General features: G+C 64.5%; 11 protein-coding genes. 3 read left to right on the top strand and 8 right to left on the bottom strand.

Annotation, left to right across the window (positions count from 1 at the left end; genetic code table 11):
* Positions 1-49: 49 nt before the first annotated feature.
* From QA642_RS46265 to QA642_RS46245, 5 genes are all read right to left on the bottom strand, one after another.
* A complete protein-coding gene (locus QA642_RS46265; RefSeq protein ID WP_283082786.1) occupies positions 50-2095 on the bottom strand; it encodes an acyl CoA:acetate/3-ketoacid CoA transferase in 2046 nt (681 codons plus the stop codon).
* A gap of 115 nt (positions 2096-2210) precedes the next feature.
* Positions 2211-3521, bottom strand: coding sequence for an MFS transporter (locus QA642_RS46260; protein WP_283082785.1), 1311 nt, complete (start codon positions 3519-3521; stop codon positions 2211-2213).
* 197 nt (positions 3522-3718) lie between these two features.
* Positions 3719-5158 (bottom strand): sigma 54-interacting transcriptional regulator, encoded by a 1440-nt coding sequence (locus tag QA642_RS46255; RefSeq protein ID WP_283082784.1) that lies wholly within the window; start codon positions 5156-5158, stop codon positions 3719-3721.
* A gap of 264 nt (positions 5159-5422) precedes the next feature.
* Positions 5423-7159 carry an EAL domain-containing protein gene (locus QA642_RS46250; protein ID WP_283082783.1) on the bottom strand — a complete coding sequence of 579 codons (1737 nt, stop codon included), beginning with the start codon at positions 7157-7159 and terminating at the stop codon, positions 5423-5425.
* A gap of 219 nt (positions 7160-7378) precedes the next feature.
* Positions 7379-8344, bottom strand: a complete 966-nt coding sequence (locus QA642_RS46245) for an HWE histidine kinase domain-containing protein (RefSeq protein ID WP_283087117.1) — start codon at positions 8342-8344, stop codon at positions 7379-7381.
* 163 nt (positions 8345-8507) lie between these two features.
* Between QA642_RS46245 and QA642_RS46240 the strand changes: the two genes are divergently transcribed.
* Positions 8508-9347 carry a glucose 1-dehydrogenase gene (locus QA642_RS46240; RefSeq protein ID WP_283082782.1) on the top strand — a complete coding sequence of 280 codons (840 nt, stop codon included), beginning with the start codon at positions 8508-8510 and terminating at the stop codon, positions 9345-9347.
* A gap of 227 nt (positions 9348-9574) precedes the next feature.
* Here the strand turns inward: QA642_RS46240 and QA642_RS46235 are convergent, their stop codons facing one another.
* The 3 genes from QA642_RS46235 to sthA all read right to left on the bottom strand — a co-directional run bounded on the left by QA642_RS46235 (position 9575) and on the right by sthA (position 14153).
* On the bottom strand, positions 9575-10951 hold the full coding sequence (locus QA642_RS46235; RefSeq protein ID WP_283082781.1) for a cytochrome P450: 1377 nt from the start codon (positions 10949-10951) through the stop codon (positions 9575-9577).
* Between the two features lie 167 nt (positions 10952-11118).
* The gene (locus QA642_RS46230) at positions 11119-12354 is read right to left on the bottom strand and encodes an LLM class flavin-dependent oxidoreductase (protein ID WP_283082780.1); all 1236 of its coding nucleotides are present in this window, start codon (positions 12352-12354) and stop codon (positions 11119-11121) included.
* 407 nt (positions 12355-12761) lie between these two features.
* Positions 12762-14153 carry a Si-specific NAD(P)(+) transhydrogenase gene (gene sthA, locus QA642_RS46225; RefSeq protein WP_283082779.1) on the bottom strand — a complete coding sequence of 464 codons (1392 nt, stop codon included), beginning with the start codon at positions 14151-14153 and terminating at the stop codon, positions 12762-12764.
* Between the two features lie 160 nt (positions 14154-14313).
* On the opposite strand from sthA, the gene QA642_RS46220 reads away from it, so the two are divergent.
* Together QA642_RS46220 and QA642_RS46215 are read left to right on the top strand one after the other, a co-directional pair.
* The gene (locus QA642_RS46220; protein WP_283082778.1) at positions 14314-15726 is read left to right on the top strand and encodes an MFS transporter; all 1413 of its coding nucleotides are present in this window, start codon (positions 14314-14316) and stop codon (positions 15724-15726) included.
* 139 nt (positions 15727-15865) lie between these two features.
* Complete coding sequence (locus tag QA642_RS46215; RefSeq protein WP_283082777.1) at positions 15866-17038, top strand: PHB depolymerase family esterase; 1173 nt, start codon at positions 15866-15868, stop codon at positions 17036-17038.
* The last annotated feature ends 172 nt before the right edge of the window (positions 17039-17210 follow it).

Raw genomic sequence — 17210 nt, 5'->3', positions numbered from 1 at the left:
ACATTGCAATTGCACCTTCCGGCGAAGCGCGCCGGCCTGCGAGCCTGCATCATTTTTGAGCCTGCCGCGGGGCGTGGGATGCGCCGGCGGCGGCAGCTCCCTCGACTTGACGCCAATCCGACTGCGCCTCGTCCGCGCTCTCGAAAATATGCGGCGCAACGCCGCGCCGCTCCAGCGCTTCGCCGAGCTTGATGCGCAGGAACCCCGACGTGGTATAGCGCGACACGCCCGAATAAAAGCGATCGACCAGGCTGCGGACCATGGCCGAATAATCGTCCATCAGCTCCGGCAGGATGGAAAAGTTGTCATAATTGACGATGGCGTAGACCCGGCGGCCGAGCGGGGTGAGCCTCGCCTCGACGATATCAGCGATGGTGTCGATCTCGGCCCGGCTGCGCAACGGATAACGTTCCAGATTGATGAAGAACAGGTTCTGCTGCTCGTCCAGCGAGAAGCGCTGGTCGAGCGGGATGGTGAGCAGGCGCTCGCGCAGCTCCATGAAGCCATCGCGGAAGATGCGCTCGTCCATCAGCATGGGATCGCGCGGGATCAGCGGCTTGAAATCCATCAGGCGCAAGATGTCGCGCTCGATGTCAATGCCCGGCGCGACCTCCGTGAGCTCGAGCCCGTCGGGGCGCAGCACGAAGACGCAGCGCTCGGTGACATAGAGCACGCGCTGCTTGCGTGCCACCGAGACGGCGCCGCTGAAGGTCACGTGCTCGACATGGTCGACGAATTTGCGCGACTTCGCTTCCTCGAGGATCGACAGCCTGCCGTCGTTCACCCCGATGCGCTGCCGGCCCGCACCGAAGGTGCCGACGAAGACGACCTCCTTGGCGTTCTGGCTGATGTTGATGAAGCCGCCGGCGCCCGCGAGCTTCGGGCCGAACTTGCTGACATTGAGGTTGCCGGCGCGATCGACCTGGGCAAGGCCGAGAAAGGCTGCATCGAGACCGCCGCCGTCGTAGAAATCGAACTGATAGGGCTGGTCGATCACCGCCTGGGTGTTGATCGCCGCGCCGAAATCGATGCCGCTCGCCGGGATGCCGCCGATCACGCCGGGTTCCGCCGTCAGCGTGATCAGGTCGATGATCCGCTCTTCATTGGCGACCGAGGCGATCCCCTCCGGCATGCCGATGCCGAGATTGACGACGCTGTTGGCCTTGAGCTCGAGGGCGGCGCGCCGCGCGATGATCTTGCGCTCGCTCACCGGCATCACGGGCAGCGAGGCGGCGCGGACGCGGATCTCGCTCGAATAGGCCGGATTGTAGGGCGTGCCGAAGGTCTGCCAATGGTTCTCCGGTTTTGCGACGACAACGCAGTCGACCAAAATGCCGGGAATCTTGACCTGCCGCGGATTGAGGCTGCCGTCTTCCGCCACGCGTTCGACCTGGGCGATGACGATGCCGCCAGAATTATGCGCCGCCATGGCGATGGCGAGCGCTTCCAGCGTGAGCGCCTCCTTCTCCATGGTGAGATTGCCGTCGGCATCGCCGGTCGTGGCGCGGATGATGCCGACATGAATTGGAAACGTCTTGTAGAGCAGGCAGTCCTCGCCGCCGATCCGGATCAGCTCGACCAGCTCTTCGGTGGTGCGTGCATTGAGCTTGCCGCCGCCGTGCCGGGGATCGACGAAGGTGCCCATGCCGACGCGGGTGATGTGGGCGGGCCGGTTGGCCGCGATGTCGCGGAACAGATGCGTGATCACGCCCTGCGGCAGGTTGTAGGCCTCGATCTGATTTGCGATCGCGAGCTGCTGCAGTTTCGGCGCTAGGCCCCAATGGCCGCCGATCACGCGGCGAACCAGGCCCTCATGCGCGAAATGGTTGAGGCCGCGATGCTTGCCGTCGCCCTGGCCCGCCGCGTAGACCAGCGTCAGATTGCGCGGCTTGCCTTGGGTATAGGGCGCATCGCCCTCGTTGGAGAGATAGAGCTCCTCCAGCGCGATCGCGATCTCCTCGGCAAAGCCGATGCCGACGAAGCCGCCGGTCGCCACGGTGTCGCCGTCGCGGATCAGCATGACCGCCTCGGTCGCCGTGACGACCTTGCCTTTCTCGGAATTGCGCAAATAGGGCAGAGCTGGGTGCTGGCTCACGGCGTTCCTCCCGATCTGTTCGACCGCATGCCGTTGTTCTTGTGCGCTCATCCTATCGCGAGGAGCAGGCCTGGAACAGGCTGCTCCTCGCGATCGAAGACATCGTCAGGGACCTTCAGGACCGCACTATCTTGCGTGTTTCGGTGGCGAAATAGACCGACACGACGGTGATGATTGCGAGTGCGATCATGTAGAGCGAGATCGGCCAGGTCGCCGGCGCGTAGGCCGTCATCAATCCCGTCGCGATCAGCGGCGACAGCGCGCCGGCGAAGATCGAGGCGAGGTTGTAGCCGAGCGAGACGCCGCTATAGCGCACCTTGGTGCCGAACAGCTCGGACAGGAAGCTCGCCTGCGGGCCATACATCGCGGCATGGCCGACGGCGAGGCCTAGCACGATCGCGATCCAGGCATAATGCGGGTTCTTGGTCGCCAGCAGCATGAACAGCGGGAACGACATCAGCGCCGAGAACACCGCGCCGAAGATGTAGATCGGCCGCCGCCCGAGCCGGTCGGAGAGCGCGCCGAAGGCGGGGATAGTGAAGGTCTCGATCGCGGCGCCGATCAGCACGCCATTGAGCATGTCCTGCTTGTTCATGCCGAGCGATTGCGTCGCATAAGCGAGCACGAAGGTGGCGTAGATGTAGAAGAAGCCGTTTTCGGCAAAGCGCGCGCCCATCGCGAGCAGGATGTTCTTCGGGTACATCCGGATCGCTTCCAGGATCGGCATCTTCACCTCCTGCTTGGTGTCCTTGACCTTCTGGAACTCCGGCGATTCCGCGATGGTGAAGCGGATCCACAGCCCGACCAGCACCAGCGCGATCGAGAACAGGAACGGGATGCGCCAGCCCCAGGCATAGAGCTGCGCGTCGGTCAGCATCGCCGAGACTACCGAGAACACCAGCGTGCCGAGCACGAGGCCGAGCGGCGCCCCGAGCTGCGGCCAGCTGCCATAGAAACCTTTCTTGTCCGCGGGCGCATGCTCGACCGCCATCAGCACCGCGCCGCCCCATTCGCCGCCAAGACCAAAGCCCTGGATCAGCCGGCACGTCACCAGCAGGATCGCGGCCCAGATGCCGGCGGTCTCATAGGTCGGCAGGAAGCCGATCGCCGCGGTCGCCGCGCCCATGATCAGCAGCGTCAGGTAGAGCATGGTCTTGCGGCCGATCTTGTCGCCGTAATGCCCGAACACGACGCCGCCGAGCGGGCGCGCGATGAAGCCGAGCGCGTAGGTCGCGAACGCCAGCAGCGTTCCCATCATAGGGTCGAAGGTCGGAAAGAACAGCTTGTTGAAGATCAGCGCCGCGGCGGTGCCATAGAGGAAGAAGTCGTACCACTCGATGGCCGTGCCGATCAGGCTCGCAGTGGCGACCGTGACATGCGAGGGCTGCTTTGACCCGAGTTCATTGACGGTGATCGCTCCACTCATCTGGCGTCCTCCCTGGTTTTGCGAATGCGCATGTGCGGCATGCGTCATTGTGCAAAGCAAAGAGCAAGCGCCGCGCCAGATGCCGCAGGCCTGGGCAAAATGCCGGAAAATCCAGCAGTTTCAGCGTACATGCCGGAATGGAGATGCAAATCGCCCTGTCCGGAATCCGAGACTCCGGACACTCCGAGTCTCGAAACTCAGACGGAGGCGGGGCCCGAGGCGAGACCGAACTTGGCGAGCTTCTTGTAGAAGGTCGCGCGCGAGATCCGCAGCATCCGCGCGGCCTCGGCGATCTGGCCGTTGCTGGCGGCGAGCGCCTGTTCGAGCGTGTGCTTCTCGAACTCGGCCTCGGCTTCGGCATAGGGCACCACTGCTACGGCCGGGCGTGAAGGCGCCGCAAGCCTGACCTCGGTGCCGACGGGAAGGATGCGCGCGACGTCGTCGCCGGTCAGCCGCCCGGAATCGCTGAGGATCAGCGCGCGCTCCAGGATATTGCGGAGCTCGCGGACATTGCCCGGCCAGTCGTAGCGCGCCAGCGCCGCGAGCGCGCTCGGCGTGATCCTGGCGTTGACGTAGTCGCCGGACGCGCTGATGTCCTCGAGCAGCCGGGCGCAGATGTCGGGGAGATCGTCCAGGCACTGCCGCAGCGGCGGCAAATCGATCGAGAGCACGTTGAGGCGGTAATAGAGATCGGGCCGGAACGCGCCGTCGCTGACGCGCTTGCGCAGATCCACATTGGTGGCGGCGACGACACGCACATCGACTTTGGAGATCTTGTCCGAGCCGAGCGGCTCGATCTCGCGCTCCTGCAGCACGCGCAAGAGCTTGGCCTGCAATTGCAGCGGCATCTCGCCGATCTCGTCGAGGAACAGCGTGCCGCCGTCGGCGATGCGGAATTTTCCCTCGCGCCCACGGCGGTCGGCGCCGGTGTAGGCGCCCGGCGCGGTGCCGAAGAACTCCGACTCGATCAGCGTGTCGGGAACGGCCGCGACATTGACGCTGACGAACGGCTTCTCGGCGCGCAAGGAGGCATTGTGAATGGCCTGCGCCAGCATCTCCTTGCCGGTTCCGGTCTCGCCGGTGAGCAGCACGGTCACGCTCTGCCGCGCGGCGCGGCTTGCGAGCTGCTTGGCCTGCGCGATGGCCGGCGTGGTGCCGACGAAATCGGCGAAGGTGAAGCGCGCCGCGCGGGCGTTGGACAATTGCCGCCGCGCCAGCCGCAGATCGCTCTCGAGCTGGGCGACGCGGGCCAGCAGGGGTTTGAGGCTTTCGAGATGGTCGTAGAGCACGAAGCCGATCGCGCCGATCACCTTGCCGTTCTCGTCCTCGATCGGCATGCGGGTGACGACCAGCTGCTCGCCGCCGAGCTCCATGATGTCGAGCAGGATCGGCTCGCCGGTCTCGGCCACCTTGCGCATCAGGCTGTTCGGAATGACCTCCTCGATCGGCCGTCCCATCGCCTCGGAGGTCTGCTTGAGGCCGAGCGCCGCAAGATATTTCTCGTTGACGTAGACCACCCGCCCGCCGCGATCGATCGCGATCGCGCCCTCGCAGAGCTTCTCCAGCCGCTCGAACAGCGTCTCCATCGCGCGCGCGCGAAGATAGGCGGGATCGCTGATGGAGGACGAGGCGGACATGACATACCCCAGGGGAGGTCCGCCTGTGTATTAGCAAAAGGGCAGCAATTTCAAAGGGGGAAATGGTGGCAGAGGGCGTCCCCCATTTTCGGTCGTCGTCCCGGACAAGCGCAGCGCAGATCCGGGACCCATACCCCCAGGGAGATGTTTGGCGAAGACTCGGAGTGGGAAGCTCGCGAGCAACTCCTCCCTGTGGTTATGGGTCCCGGGTTCGCACTTCGTGCGCCCCGGGACGACAGCGGTATGTGCTGCCTCGCTGTCGGCTTACCGCCGATACCTGCTCGCCCGCGAATAGCCTTGGCGGTTCTGCTGCATCGGCCGGGCCGACACGCTGGCGCGGGACTCGCTCGAGGCGGGCGTTGCGAGCTTCAGCTCCTCCAGGAAGATGGGCCGCGAGAAGTAATAGCCCTGGGCGTAGCGGATCTTGGTCGCGGCCTGGAGATAGGCGAGCTCCTCGTAGGATTCGAGGCCTTCGGCGATCACGGTCATGCCGAGCGCCTCGCTCAGGGATTCGATCGCGCGCAGGATGCCCTGGCTGCGCGGCCGCTTATGGATGTCGGTGATGAAGGAGCGGTCGATCTTGATCTCGTCGGCGGTGATGTCGGCCAGCGCCGAGAGCGAGGAATAGCCGGTGCCGAAATCGTCGATCGAGACGCCGACGCCGAGCTTGCGGAACATCGGCAGGATCTCGGCCTGGAAATGATTCTTGGCGACGAAGGCGTCTTCCGTCACCTCGATCATGAAGCGCTTGGGAAAGCCGGTGTCGTCGAGCGCCTGCGCGAAGCTGCGCATGAATTCGGGATTGCCGGCCTGCTTGGCCGCGACGTTGATGCTGATGGTCGCTTCCGGGCCAAAGGTGTCGTTGATCAGGTCGATCGACTTGACGATCTCGGCCAGCACCAGATGGGTCAGCTCGTCGATCAGTCCGAGCTCGCTGGCGAGGTTGATGAACGAGCCCGGCGCCTGGATCACGCCCTCGTCGTCGCGCAGGCGCACCAGCGCCTCGATCCCCTTCACCGCCTGGGTGCGGATGTCGACCTTGGACTGGAAGGCGCAGCAGAACCGCTTTTCGAGGATGGCGAGCCGCAGCGACTGCTCGATCTTCATCCGCGCCAGCGCCTCGCGCTCCATGCTGGAATCGAAGAAGGCCGCCGATCCCTTGCCGTCGTTCTTGATGCGGTACATCGCGATGTCGGCGTTCTGGCGCAGCGTCTCGAAGTTGCGTCCGTGATCGGGATAGAGGCTGATGCCGACCGAGGTCGAGGCGAAGACTTCCGAATTGTCGATGAAGAACGGCGCGGTCAGCCGCTCCAGCGTCGATTGCATGAATTCGGCGACTTCCTCCTGGCTCTGGATCGGGGCGAGCAGCAGCAGGAATTCGTCGCCGGAGATGCGCGACAGCATGTCGGAATCGCGCAAATCGCGTCCGAGCCGCTTCGACAGCTCGACCAGCAGCGCATCGCCCACGGCGTGGCCGTAGTAGTCGTTGATGTGCTTGAAATTGTCGACGTCGAGAAAGGCGAGCGCAAAGCGATCGCCGCCGCGCTCGCGCGCCAGGAGGCTGTTGGCGCGATGCTCGATCACGCGCCGCGAGGGCAGGCCGGTCAGCTCGTCGAAATAGGCCGAGCGAAACAGCTGGTCCTCGAAATTCTTCTGCTCGGTGATGTCGGAGGAGGCCGAGATCAGGAGCTCGCGTCCGGCGAGGCGCACGGGACGATGGGTCGTGAGCAGCACCTGGCGCGCGGCGCCCTCGTGCAGCGCTTCCTCGGTGACCACGGATTGGCCGGCGCTCAGCGCCTGGCGGCAGGCTTCGCGGCGCGGCGAAAGATCGGGCGAGGGACGGCTGCCGTCCATGCCGAGCTGGGCGGCCGCGGCATCGTTAACCAGCAGAAGCTTGCCTTCGGCGTCCTGCACGGTCAGGCCGGCAGGCAGCATTCTAACGATTTCCTTGAGAAATCCGAGTTCGGCTTCACTCGCGCCGGAATATCGGTTGTCGTTCATAGAAGTCATGAATCTTGTTGTTTCAGCGCGCCTTTGCAATGGGCGCGATCTTGCGTGGTTCCCTCTTAAGTTTGGTTAAGGGGTCCGCAGAAATACGGGGGTGTTTTCGAGGAAACTTGCGACGATGCGACGCGCGCTGGCGATCGTCATTAACAGAGGGTCAATGCCACTTGCAAAAGCGCGAGCGGCGTGCGCGGTTTGCTTTCGCTTGCGTCTGTTCTAGCCGTTCTTCGGGATGCGACATTGCATGATGCAATGCAGGCCGGTCTGAAGATACGAGATCTCGGTCTTGCCCTCGAAGGCGAACAGGGCGGACTTCAGCAATTTGGTGCCGAAGCCCGGCGCCGATATCTCGCCGACGCTCGGACCTTCGGTTTCATCCCAGGTGATGGTGAGGCGATCGCCGTTGACGGTCCACGACACCTGCAACAAGCCGCGCGGCGAGGAGAACGCGCCATATTTGCCCGCATTGGTGGCGAGCTCGTGAAACATCAATGACAGCGTGACCGCGAGCTTCGGCGGCAGGAACAGCCGGTCGCCGTTGAGCGTAAAGCGGACATGGCCGTAAGGCCCGAGTTCCGCGATCAGCAGATCGCGGATGTCGCAGCCACCCTTGTCGACCCGCGAGATCAGATCGTCGGTCGTGGCCAGCGACCGCAGCCGCGGGTCGATCCGGGCCCAGATCTGCGGCTGGTCGTGCAGCACCTGGTGCATCACGGCGTGCACCGTCGACAGCTTGTTCTTCAGCCGGTGCTGGAGCTCCTCGACCAGCAGCTTGCGATAGTCCTCTTCCTCGATCAGGCGCCTGGAAATCCGGCGCTGTTCGACCAGAAGCGAGCGATAGTGCTCGACGCCCCAGATAGTGAGCGCGCAGACCGCCCAATAGAGCGCCAGCAGGGCAAATCGCGCGCGATCGGCAAAGGCATCACCGAAATTCACGACGACGCCGAGCACCCCGCCGACGATCGCCGTCAAGATGCCGATCCGGAAGCCGCCGAAGGCGGTGGCAAAGAATACGGCAGGAAAGTAGGGGGTGAAATAGACGTCGGGCCGCACTTGCGCGAGCCCCCAGCGCGCCAACGTCGCGACCAGCACGCAGGCGACCGCAAAGGCGAGGCTCAGGCCGAGCGATGGCGGTGCCGCGCCCTGCCAGCCCTTGCGGAATTCGTCGATCAGCTTCTCCATGCGCGGCCCGGTCGCGATGTGCATTCGCCATGAATGTTACGCATGTCGTCAGCGCAAGCAAAGCTTGCCTTGTCGAAAGTCGGCAGGAATAGTGACCATCGCGGAGCCGTCATGCTCGGTGTCCGCCATTTGGCATCAAAACGTTCGAAAACAGGGACATTCCATGGGCAGGCTGGATGGCAAGGTGGCGGTGATCACGGGCGCGACGAGCGGCATCGGATTGCGGACTGCGGAAGTCTTCGTTGCCGAAGGTGCCAAAATTGTGATCGCGGGGCGGCGCATACCGGAAGGCGAGGCGCTGGCGCAGCAGCTCGGGGCTAACTGCATCTTCCGCCAAACGGATGTGACGGTCGAAGCGCAGGTGCAGGCGCTGATCGCGCTCGCGGTGGAAAAATTCGGCCGGATCGACTGTCTCTTCAACAATGCCGGCGGCCCGGCGCAGACCGGGGGCATTGAGGGCCTCGAGGTCGAGCGCTTCGACGCGGCGATGGCGACCCTGGTGCGCAGCGTCATGCTCGGCATGAAGCACGCCGCGCCCTACATGAAGAAGCAGGGTTCCGGCAGCATCATCAACAATGGCAGCATCGCCGGCCGCCTCGCCGGCTTCTCCTCGTCGCTCGTCTATGGCGCGGCCAAGGCGGCGGTGATCCATCTCACCAAATGCGTGGCGATGGAGCTCGGCGAGTCCAACGTCCGCGTCAACTCGATCTCGCCCGGTGCGATCGCGACCGGCATTTTCGGCAAGGCGCTGGGGTTATCGACCGACGCCGCCGAGAAGACGCCGGCGGTGATGCGCGAGGTCTACAAGACCGCGCAGCCGATCCCGCGTGCGGGCCTGCCCGACGATATCGCCCACGCCGCGGTGTTCCTTGCCAGTGACGAATCCAGCTTCATCAACGGCCACGATCTCGTCATCGACGGCGCCATGACCGGCGGCCGCAACTGGAGCCAGCAGCAGCAGGGCTTGAGCGCGTTGCGCAAGGCGTTTGATGACGGGGCGTAGCGGCTCCGGCGACGGTGCCGTAGGGTGAGCAAAGGCGCGCCCTTCGCGCGCCGTGCCCACCGAATGTCCCTATGTGAAAGATCGTGGGCACGGCGCTACGCGCCTTTGCCCACCCTACGAGACCGGATTTCCGTCATTGCGAGGAGCGAAGCGACGAAGCAATCCAGAATCCCTCCGCGGAAAGATTCTGGATTGCTTCGCTGCGCTCGCAATGACGGTGAGCTGATTCACACCGCTCTCACCCGCACCCTCAACCCATCCTTCGGCTTCGGGATCGGCCACATCTGCCAGTCCGGCTTGTAGCCCTCCTCCAGCGACACCTCGATGTTCTGCAGGAAGTGCCGCGCGAAGCACTTTGCCTGCATGTAGGCGAAGTGCAGGCCGAGACACATATGCGCGCCGCCGCCGAACGGCACGAAGGCGAAGCGGTGGCGGTTGCGCTGGGCCTCTTCGGTGAAGCGCATCGGATCGAAGCGGTCGGGCTCCGGCCAGATCTCCTTCATGTGGTGAGTATAGAGCGGATTGACGCCGACCGCGGTGCCGGCGGGAATCCAATATCCCTTGAAGCTGAAATCGCGCATCGCCCGGCGCGGCAGCGAGGGCACCGGCGGCCTGATCCGCAGCGCTTCCTTGAAGGCCATCTCCGTCAGCTTCATCTTGTCGAGATCGTCGAAGCTGCTCGGTACGTCCGGCGCGAGCCCGAGTGCGAGAACCTCGGCGCGCAGCTTCTCCTGCCAATCCGGGTTTGCCGCGAGCTCGCCGACAAAGGACGTCAGCGACGAGGTCAGCGTGTCGTGCGCCGCCATCATCAGGAAGCTCATGTGGTCGATGATGTCCTGCTCGGACAGCAGCGCGCCGTCCTCATGGGTGGCGCGGCAGAGCTGCGAGAACAGATCGTCGCCGCCGTGATTGCCGCGTCGCAGCGGAATCTGCTTGCGGAAATAGGCGACGATGCGCTTGCGCCCCTTCACCCCCCGCGCCATCTGCGTGCCCGGCAGCGGCTTGCGGATCGGGGTCACGGCGGCCGCGACCATGTCGACGAAGGCGCGGTTGATGTCGTCGACCTCCGGCCCGATATCGGCGCCGAGGAACGACGCCGCGGCAAGATCGAGCGTGAGCTGCTTCATCGCCGGATAGAGCTGCATCTCGCCGGGTCTGGCCTTCCACTGCGCGACGCGGCCTTCGATGCCGCGGTCGAGATCGGCCAGATAGGATTTCATCGGCCCGGACTTGAACGCGACCGACAGCGCCTTGCGATGCAGCCGGTGCTCGTCGAAATCGAGCATCATCAAGCCGCGCGGAAACAACAGGCCAAGCACCTTGTTCCAGCCGTGCGTCGAGGAGAACAGCTTGCTCTGGTCGAACAGCACCAGCTCGTTGGCCTCGGGGCCGAGCAGCACGACGTTGGTCTCGCCGAAAATGTGGGTGCGATAGACGGGCCCGTACTTGGCGCCGTTCCGCTCGATATGTCCCTTGGGGTCGGCGAGCACCTTGAAGGTCACGCCGATGATCGGCCAGCCTTCATCGCCCGGGATGTGCGTCAGCTCATTGCGCTTGGGCGCGGTGTACTGAAGCACAGGCGTAGCCACATTCTGCATCGACATCACGATTGCTCCGGTTGGCGGACCGAACAGACATCGGGCGACCACGGCATTATTGCGGCCTGCGCGAAGGCGTGATCCGGAAAACTGCGCAGCGGTTTTCCGAAAGCATAGCACAGGCCGATATGTCTTGCGCGTGAACGTGGTTACGAGCGTAACTCCAACGAGGCCTAGCGCTTGGCCGCTTCCTTCTGCAGATCCGGCGCATTGACGGCTGGAATCGCGACGCGGCCCGGCCCGGTCACCTTCAGCGCCTCGGCGGCCTTCTCGTTCTCCATGATCTTGGCCATCACGGCTTGTCCGGCGCGTTCGAAGATCGCGCGGTTCTCGATCACGAATTTTTGCGACTTGCGCAGGCCGTCGATATAGCCGTTGATCTCCGGCACGACATAGCGCGCCACCATGTCCCAGCTCCGGCGGGTGGCTTCCGGATTGGCCCAGTCGTGCACGAAGCCGATGATGGCGCCGACACCGCCGGACACCTGCATCACGTTCTTGATGGTTTTGACGAGATCGTCGGGCGTACCGATGGTGGAGGCCGCGCCCTCGACGAAGGCGGTCTTGTCCACGGCCTCGTCGGGCGAGGAGAATGCGGTCAGGCCCGGCCGCTGCAGCGTGCCGACAGTATATTCATTGTGCCAGCGCATCAGCCCGGCGCCGGCCTCCCGGCGCGCCTGCTCGCGGCTCTCGGCGATGTGGAAGGTGAGCAGCACGCGCCAGTCGGCGCGGTTGACCTTGGTGCCGTGCTTCTTGGCGGCATCCTCGGCGAACTGCCATTGCTGCTGCAGTGACATCAATCCCTGCGTCGTCATCGAGCCCAGCGAGATGATGCCGATGCCGTATTTGCCGGCGAGCGTCATGCCTGACGGCGAGATCTGCGAGGCCACGACGAACGGCATCTCCTCCTGCAAGGGCAGGAGCTGGAGCGCGGCATCGTTCATGGTGAACCAGTCGCTCTTGGCGGTGACGCGTTCGCCGTTGAACAGGCGGCGGATGATGCCGATCGCCTCGTCCTGGCGGTCGCGCTGCGTCATCGGGTCGATGCCGAGCGTGTGCGCGTCGGAGGCGAGCGCGCCGGGGCCGGAGCCGAAGATGGCGCGGCCGCCGGTCATGTGGTCGAGCTGCACCATGCGCTGGGCGACATTGAAGGGATGGTGATAGGGCAGCGACACCACGCCGGTGCCGAGCTTGATCCGCTTGGTGCGCTCGCCGGCTGCGGCCAGGAACATCTCGGGCGAGGCGATCATCTCCCAGCCGGAGGAATGGTGCTCGCCGCACCAGAACTCGTCATAACCGAGCGCGTCGAGCTGCTCGACGAGGTCGAGATCGCGCCGGAACTGGAGCATCGGATGCTCCCCGATCGGGTGATGCGGGGCAAGAAAGGCTCCGAACTTCAGGCGCGCCATGGCGTTCTCTCCGGCTGAATTTTCTGTTTGTTGAAGTGATGAGGCTATGTGGTGGCGGAAGCGAACGCAATCGCGTGATGTCCCGCGCGGCGGAATGCAGCTATGTGCTGAGAGGCGACGGCGTCTCCTTCCCCTCTCCCCGCCTGCGGGGAGAGGGTCAGGGTGAGGGGCAGTCTCCGCGGGGACGGAAGTCGTTGGATTTTCCAGGTGGCCCCACGCCGTCATTGCGAGCGCAGCGAAGCAATCCAGAATCCCTCCGCGGAAAGACTCTGGATTGCTTCGCTACGCTCGCAATGACGCGTTGAGAGGACGTCGTTCCAGCGGAGATCCGACTCGCGGATACTCCCCCTCACCCGGATCGCAAGAGCGATCCGACCTCTCCCCGCAAGCGGGGAGAGGTAGAGAAATCACCGCGTCATCCTGTTCCACGCATCCAGCCCGGCGATCTTGTAGGCCTCGGCCAGCGTCGGATAGTTGAACGTGTTCTGGATGAAATAGTCGATTGTGCCTTTGAGGTTGAGCACGGCCTGGCCGATATGGATCAGCTCGGTGGCGCCTTCGCCGAGGATGTGCACGCCAAGCAGGCGGCGGGTTTTGGTCGAGAAGATCATCTTCATCATGCCGCTGTTCAGCCCCATGATGTGGCCGCGCGAGGTCTCGCGGAATCGCGCGATGCCGACCTCGTAGGGAATGCCGCGCGTGCGCACCTCTTCTTCCGTGAGGCCGGCGGTCGAGATCTCCGGCACCGAATAGATGCCGTAGGGGAAGAATTCCGGGGGCGCCAAGGGCTCCATGCCGAGCGCGTGGCAGGCGGCGACCCGGCCCTGCTCCATCGAGGTGGAGGCAAGGCTGGGAAAGCCGATCACATCGCCGGCGGCGTAGATATGCGGCACGCTGGTCTGGAGGCTCACCGGATCGACCGTGATGCGGCCGCGATGGTCGACGGCGATGCCGGCGGCTTCGAGATTGAGGCGGTCGGTCGCGCCGACGCGGCCGGCCGCAAACAGCAGCATTTCCGTGGTGACGTGCCGTCCATCTGAGAGGTTCGTGACGATGCCGCCCTGTGCCGTCTTCTCGATCGACGTCACCTTGGAGCCGAGCCGCAGCGCGACGTTGCGGTCGCGCAGCTCGTGCATGAACTCGTCGATCAATTCCTTGTCGATGAAGTCGAGGAAGGTCGGGCGCGGCTCGATCAGGGTGACGGGCACGTCGAGCGCACTGAAGATGGTGGCATATTCGACGCCGATCACGCCGGCGCCGATCACGGCCAGGCTGCGCGGCAGTTTTGGCAGCTCGATGATCTCATCGCTGTCGAGCACGCTCGTGCCGTCGAACGGCACATAGTCGGGCCGGAACGGGCGCGTGCCGCAGGCGATCAGGATGAAGGCGGCCGACACCGTCTTGGTCTCGCCGATTGCGCTCGTGATCTCGACCTCGTGCGGCGAGACGAAGCGTGCCTCGCCATTGGCGGTGCGGACGAGATTGCGGCTGAACTGATGCTCGAGCACCTCGACCTCGTGGTCGAGCGTCTTCTGCAACCGGGTCATCAGGTCGCTGGCGGCGATGTCCTGCTTGACCCGGTAGGAGCGGCCATAGAAGCCGCGCTCGCGCCAGCCGGAGAGATTGAGCACGGTCTCGCGCAGCGTCTTGGAGGGGATCGTGCCGGTGTGAACCGAGACGCCGCCGACCCGCCGGCCCTTCTCCACCACCAGCACGGCCTTGCCGAGCTTGGCACATTGCACAGCGGCCCGGCGCCCGGACGGGCCCGAGCCAATCACCACCATGTCGTAGTCGTACATCGGGAGACTTCCGAACCCCTGCAAAATCAGCGGGAACCGACATGCAGCAATCGGGCCAGTGCGGCAAGGGGAAAACAAGTCCTACCTCCGAGGTAATCGCGCGGATGACGCCGATCTGCGAGCATCGCGCGCAAATAAATTTCCGAGAGCTGGCGCGCCGATGCATCAAACCGTCACAAAGCCCGTCGATTCGACCCGCCGCTGGTGGGTGCTGGCAATCGTCGTCGCCGCCCAGTTCATGTTTGGCGTCGACGCCTTCATCGTGAACGTCGCGATCCCGACCATCGCGGTCGATCTGCACGCGACGCCGGCGCAGATCGAATCCGTGATCGCGATCTATCTGATCGCCTATGCGACGCTGGTCGTCACCGGCGGCCGGCTCGGCGACATCCATGGCACCAAGAACGTGTTTCTCGCCGGTGTGCTCGGCTTCACGGCGACCTCGCTGTGGTGTGGGCTGGCACAGTCAGGCGCGGAGCTGATCATCGCGCGGCTGGCGCAGGGCGCGACCGCGGCGCTGATGGTGCCGCAAGTGCTGGCGACGCTGCATCTGCTCTTCACCGACGAGACGCGCAGCCGCGCCTTCGCCATCTACGGCATCGTGCTCGGGCTTGCCGGCGCGGCGGGTTTTCTGCTCGGTGGTCTCCTCGTCACGATCGACCTTGCGCACACCGGCTGGCGCTCGGTGTTCTTCGTCAACGTGCCCTGCGGCCTCATCATCGCGGCTGCGGCCTGGCGCATCGTGCCGACGGTGCCGCGGCGATCAGGCACGAAGCTCGACATCACGGGCAGCGCCGTCCTGTTCGCGGGGCTGCTCTGCCTGATCGGACCGCTGCTGTTCGGCCATGATGCCGGCTGGGCGCCGTGGCTGTGGGCGGTGATGGGATGCGGCGGCCTGATCCTCCTTGCCTTCGTGAAGCTCGAACACGCCGTCGCACGCAGCGGCGGCATGCCGCTGATTGACCTCACGCTGCTCGCGGATGCCGCCTTCCTGCGCGGGCTCGGCGCCGCGTTCTTTTTCTTCGTCGCCAATCTTTCCTTCTATCTGGTCATGACGCTGTTCATGCAGCGCGGGCTCAGGATCCCGCCGCTCGAAGCCGGCCTAACCTTCATTCCGCTCGCGCTCGCCTTCGTTGTTGCCTCGCGTCACAGCGGCGTGCGGGCGCGGCATCGCGGCACCAAGGTGTTGATCGAGGGCTGCGTGCTTCAGATCGCGGGCCTCGCCGCACTCGCGCTTGTTGCGAGCTCGATCGAATCGCCGACAGCAATCACGCTCGCACTCACCATGATCGTCTTCGGCTACGGTCAGGGACTTGTGATGGCGCCGCTGTCAGGCGCGGTGCTGGCGAGCGTGAAGCCCGTCGCGGCAGGCTCCGCCTCCGGTGCGTACGGCACGACCGCGCAGATCGGAAATGCGGCCGGAGTGGCCGCAATCGGCGCGGTGTTCTTCGCAATCGAAGCGTTGCAATCAGCGCGCGCAGGATTTCTCGTCTCGCTTGTGTTGTTGGTGACGTTAATCATGATCTGCGTCGCATTCTTGTCGTGGATGCGCCGCGCATCTGCACGAAGTTGAGGCAGTGCGGTTAATACGTGCTGATTCCTGCGGGTATTTGCGTGATTTCGGGTGATTGACAGCACACGGCCTTTTTATTTTGCACCGCAGCAACTATTTGGTTTGGGTGAACGTTGAACGTCGCCTGCCAGGAGTTGCCGTGTCGCTTGCCCGTAATCTCGATCTGCTGAGACATCTGCCGAAGGTGGATGGTCTGCGCCTTGCCGAGTTCGGCCGCAGCGCGGATGTGTCCAGCCCGCTGGAAGAAGTCACGAACTTCGGCGGCAATCCCGGAAACTTGCGCATGTTCGCATTCGTGCCGGCGCAGCTTCAGAAGCCGCGCGCGCTGGTCGTCGTGCTGCATGGCTGCGGCCAGACCGCAGCCGGCTACGATCTCGGCGCGGGTTGGTCGACGCTTGCGAAGCACTATGGCTTCGCGCTGCTGATGCCCGAGCAGCAGCGCGTCAACAACGGCAACACCTGCTTCAACTGGTTCAATCCGGAAGACACCGCGCGGGACAGCGGCGAGGCGCGCTCGATCCGCGAGATGATAGCGCATATGGTCGAGGCGCATCGCATCGATGCGAGGCGCATCTTCATCACGGGCCTGTCCGCCGGCGGCGGCATGACGTCGGTGATGCTCGCGACCTATCCCGAGGTGTTTGCGGCCGGCGCTGTGATCGCAGGACTTCCCTACGGCATCGCCTCGAATTTGCGCGAGGCGTTGGACGGCATGTTTCATTCGCCGGTGCGCCCCGCGCGCGCGCTCGGCGATCTCGTCCGCAATGCCTCGGATCATCGCGGGCCGTGGCCGAAGGTCTCGGTGTGGCACGGCAGTGCCGACCGCACCGTCAATCCCGGCAATGCCAACGAGATCGTCAAGCAGTGGCTCGATCTGCATGACCTGCCCGCGGTGCCGATGGCCGAGACCAATGTCGACGGCTATCCGCGCCAGGCCTGGTGGAACAAGGACGGCGAGACGCTGGTCGAATCCTACGCCATCACCGACATGGCGCACGGCACGCCGCTTGGGCGCGCCGACAGCGACCAGCGCTACGGCATCGAAGGCGCGTTCCTGATCGAGGCCGGCATCTCCTCGTCCTATCACATCGCAAAATTCTTCGGCCTGACCGGCTGGATTCCGGACGCCGCGAAGAAAGCGGAGGCAAAGCCCACAACGCCCAAACCGGCGCTCCCCCCCGCGCCGCATCTCGCCCGCTCGATCCGCGCCGCCGTCGCCGAACAACCCGAGCCCAAGCGCGAGAAATCCCGCAGCTTCGATCTCGGCCAGATCATCACCCGCGCGCTCACCGCCGCGGGGCTGATGAAGTAGCCCGCTCGGAAAGCGCCACAATCTCCGCCGTCGTCCCGGGGCGCGCGAAGCGCGAGCCCGGGACCCATAACCACAGGCTGCAGTTTAGTGCGAGAGGATAACTCCGAATCCCCGTAATCAGATCTTCCTGTGGTTATGGATTCTCAGATGCGCAATTGCGCATCATAGCTCG

Origin of the sequence: Bradyrhizobium sp. CB2312, from assembly GCF_029714425.1 — a bacterium.
In the GTDB taxonomy this organism is placed as follows: domain Bacteria; phylum Pseudomonadota; class Alphaproteobacteria; order Rhizobiales; family Xanthobacteraceae; genus Bradyrhizobium.
The sequence above is the reverse complement of the archived record's forward strand: the minus strand, read 5'-3'. Positions and strand labels throughout refer to the sequence as shown.

What these genes read in the sequence shown, in the direction of transcription:
- QA642_RS46260 (WP_283082785.1), bottom strand. Translation starts at nt 3,521, where the DNA reads ATGAGTGGAGCGATCACCGTCAATGAACTCGGGTCAAAGCAGCCCTCG.
- QA642_RS46255 (WP_283082784.1), bottom strand. Translation starts at nt 5,158, where the DNA reads ATGTCCGCCTCGTCCTCCATCAGCGATCCCGCCTATCTTCGCGCGCGC.
- QA642_RS46250 (WP_283082783.1), bottom strand. Translation starts at nt 7,159, where the DNA reads ATGAACGACAACCGATATTCCGGCGCGAGTGAAGCCGAACTCGGATTT.
- QA642_RS46245 (WP_283087117.1), bottom strand. Translation starts at nt 8,344, where the DNA reads ATGGAGAAGCTGATCGACGAATTCCGCAAGGGCTGGCAGGGCGCGGCA.
- QA642_RS46240 (WP_283082782.1), top strand. Translation starts at nt 8,508, where the DNA reads ATGGGCAGGCTGGATGGCAAGGTGGCGGTGATCACGGGCGCGACGAGC.
- QA642_RS46235 (WP_283082781.1), bottom strand. Translation starts at nt 10,951, where the DNA reads ATGTCGATGCAGAATGTGGCTACGCCTGTGCTTCAGTACACCGCGCCC.
- QA642_RS46230 (WP_283082780.1), bottom strand. Translation starts at nt 12,354, where the DNA reads ATGGCGCGCCTGAAGTTCGGAGCCTTTCTTGCCCCGCATCACCCGATC.
- sthA (WP_283082779.1), bottom strand. Translation starts at nt 14,153, where the DNA reads ATGTACGACTACGACATGGTGGTGATTGGCTCGGGCCCGTCCGGGCGC.
- QA642_RS46220 (WP_283082778.1), top strand. Translation starts at nt 14,314, where the DNA reads ATGCATCAAACCGTCACAAAGCCCGTCGATTCGACCCGCCGCTGGTGG.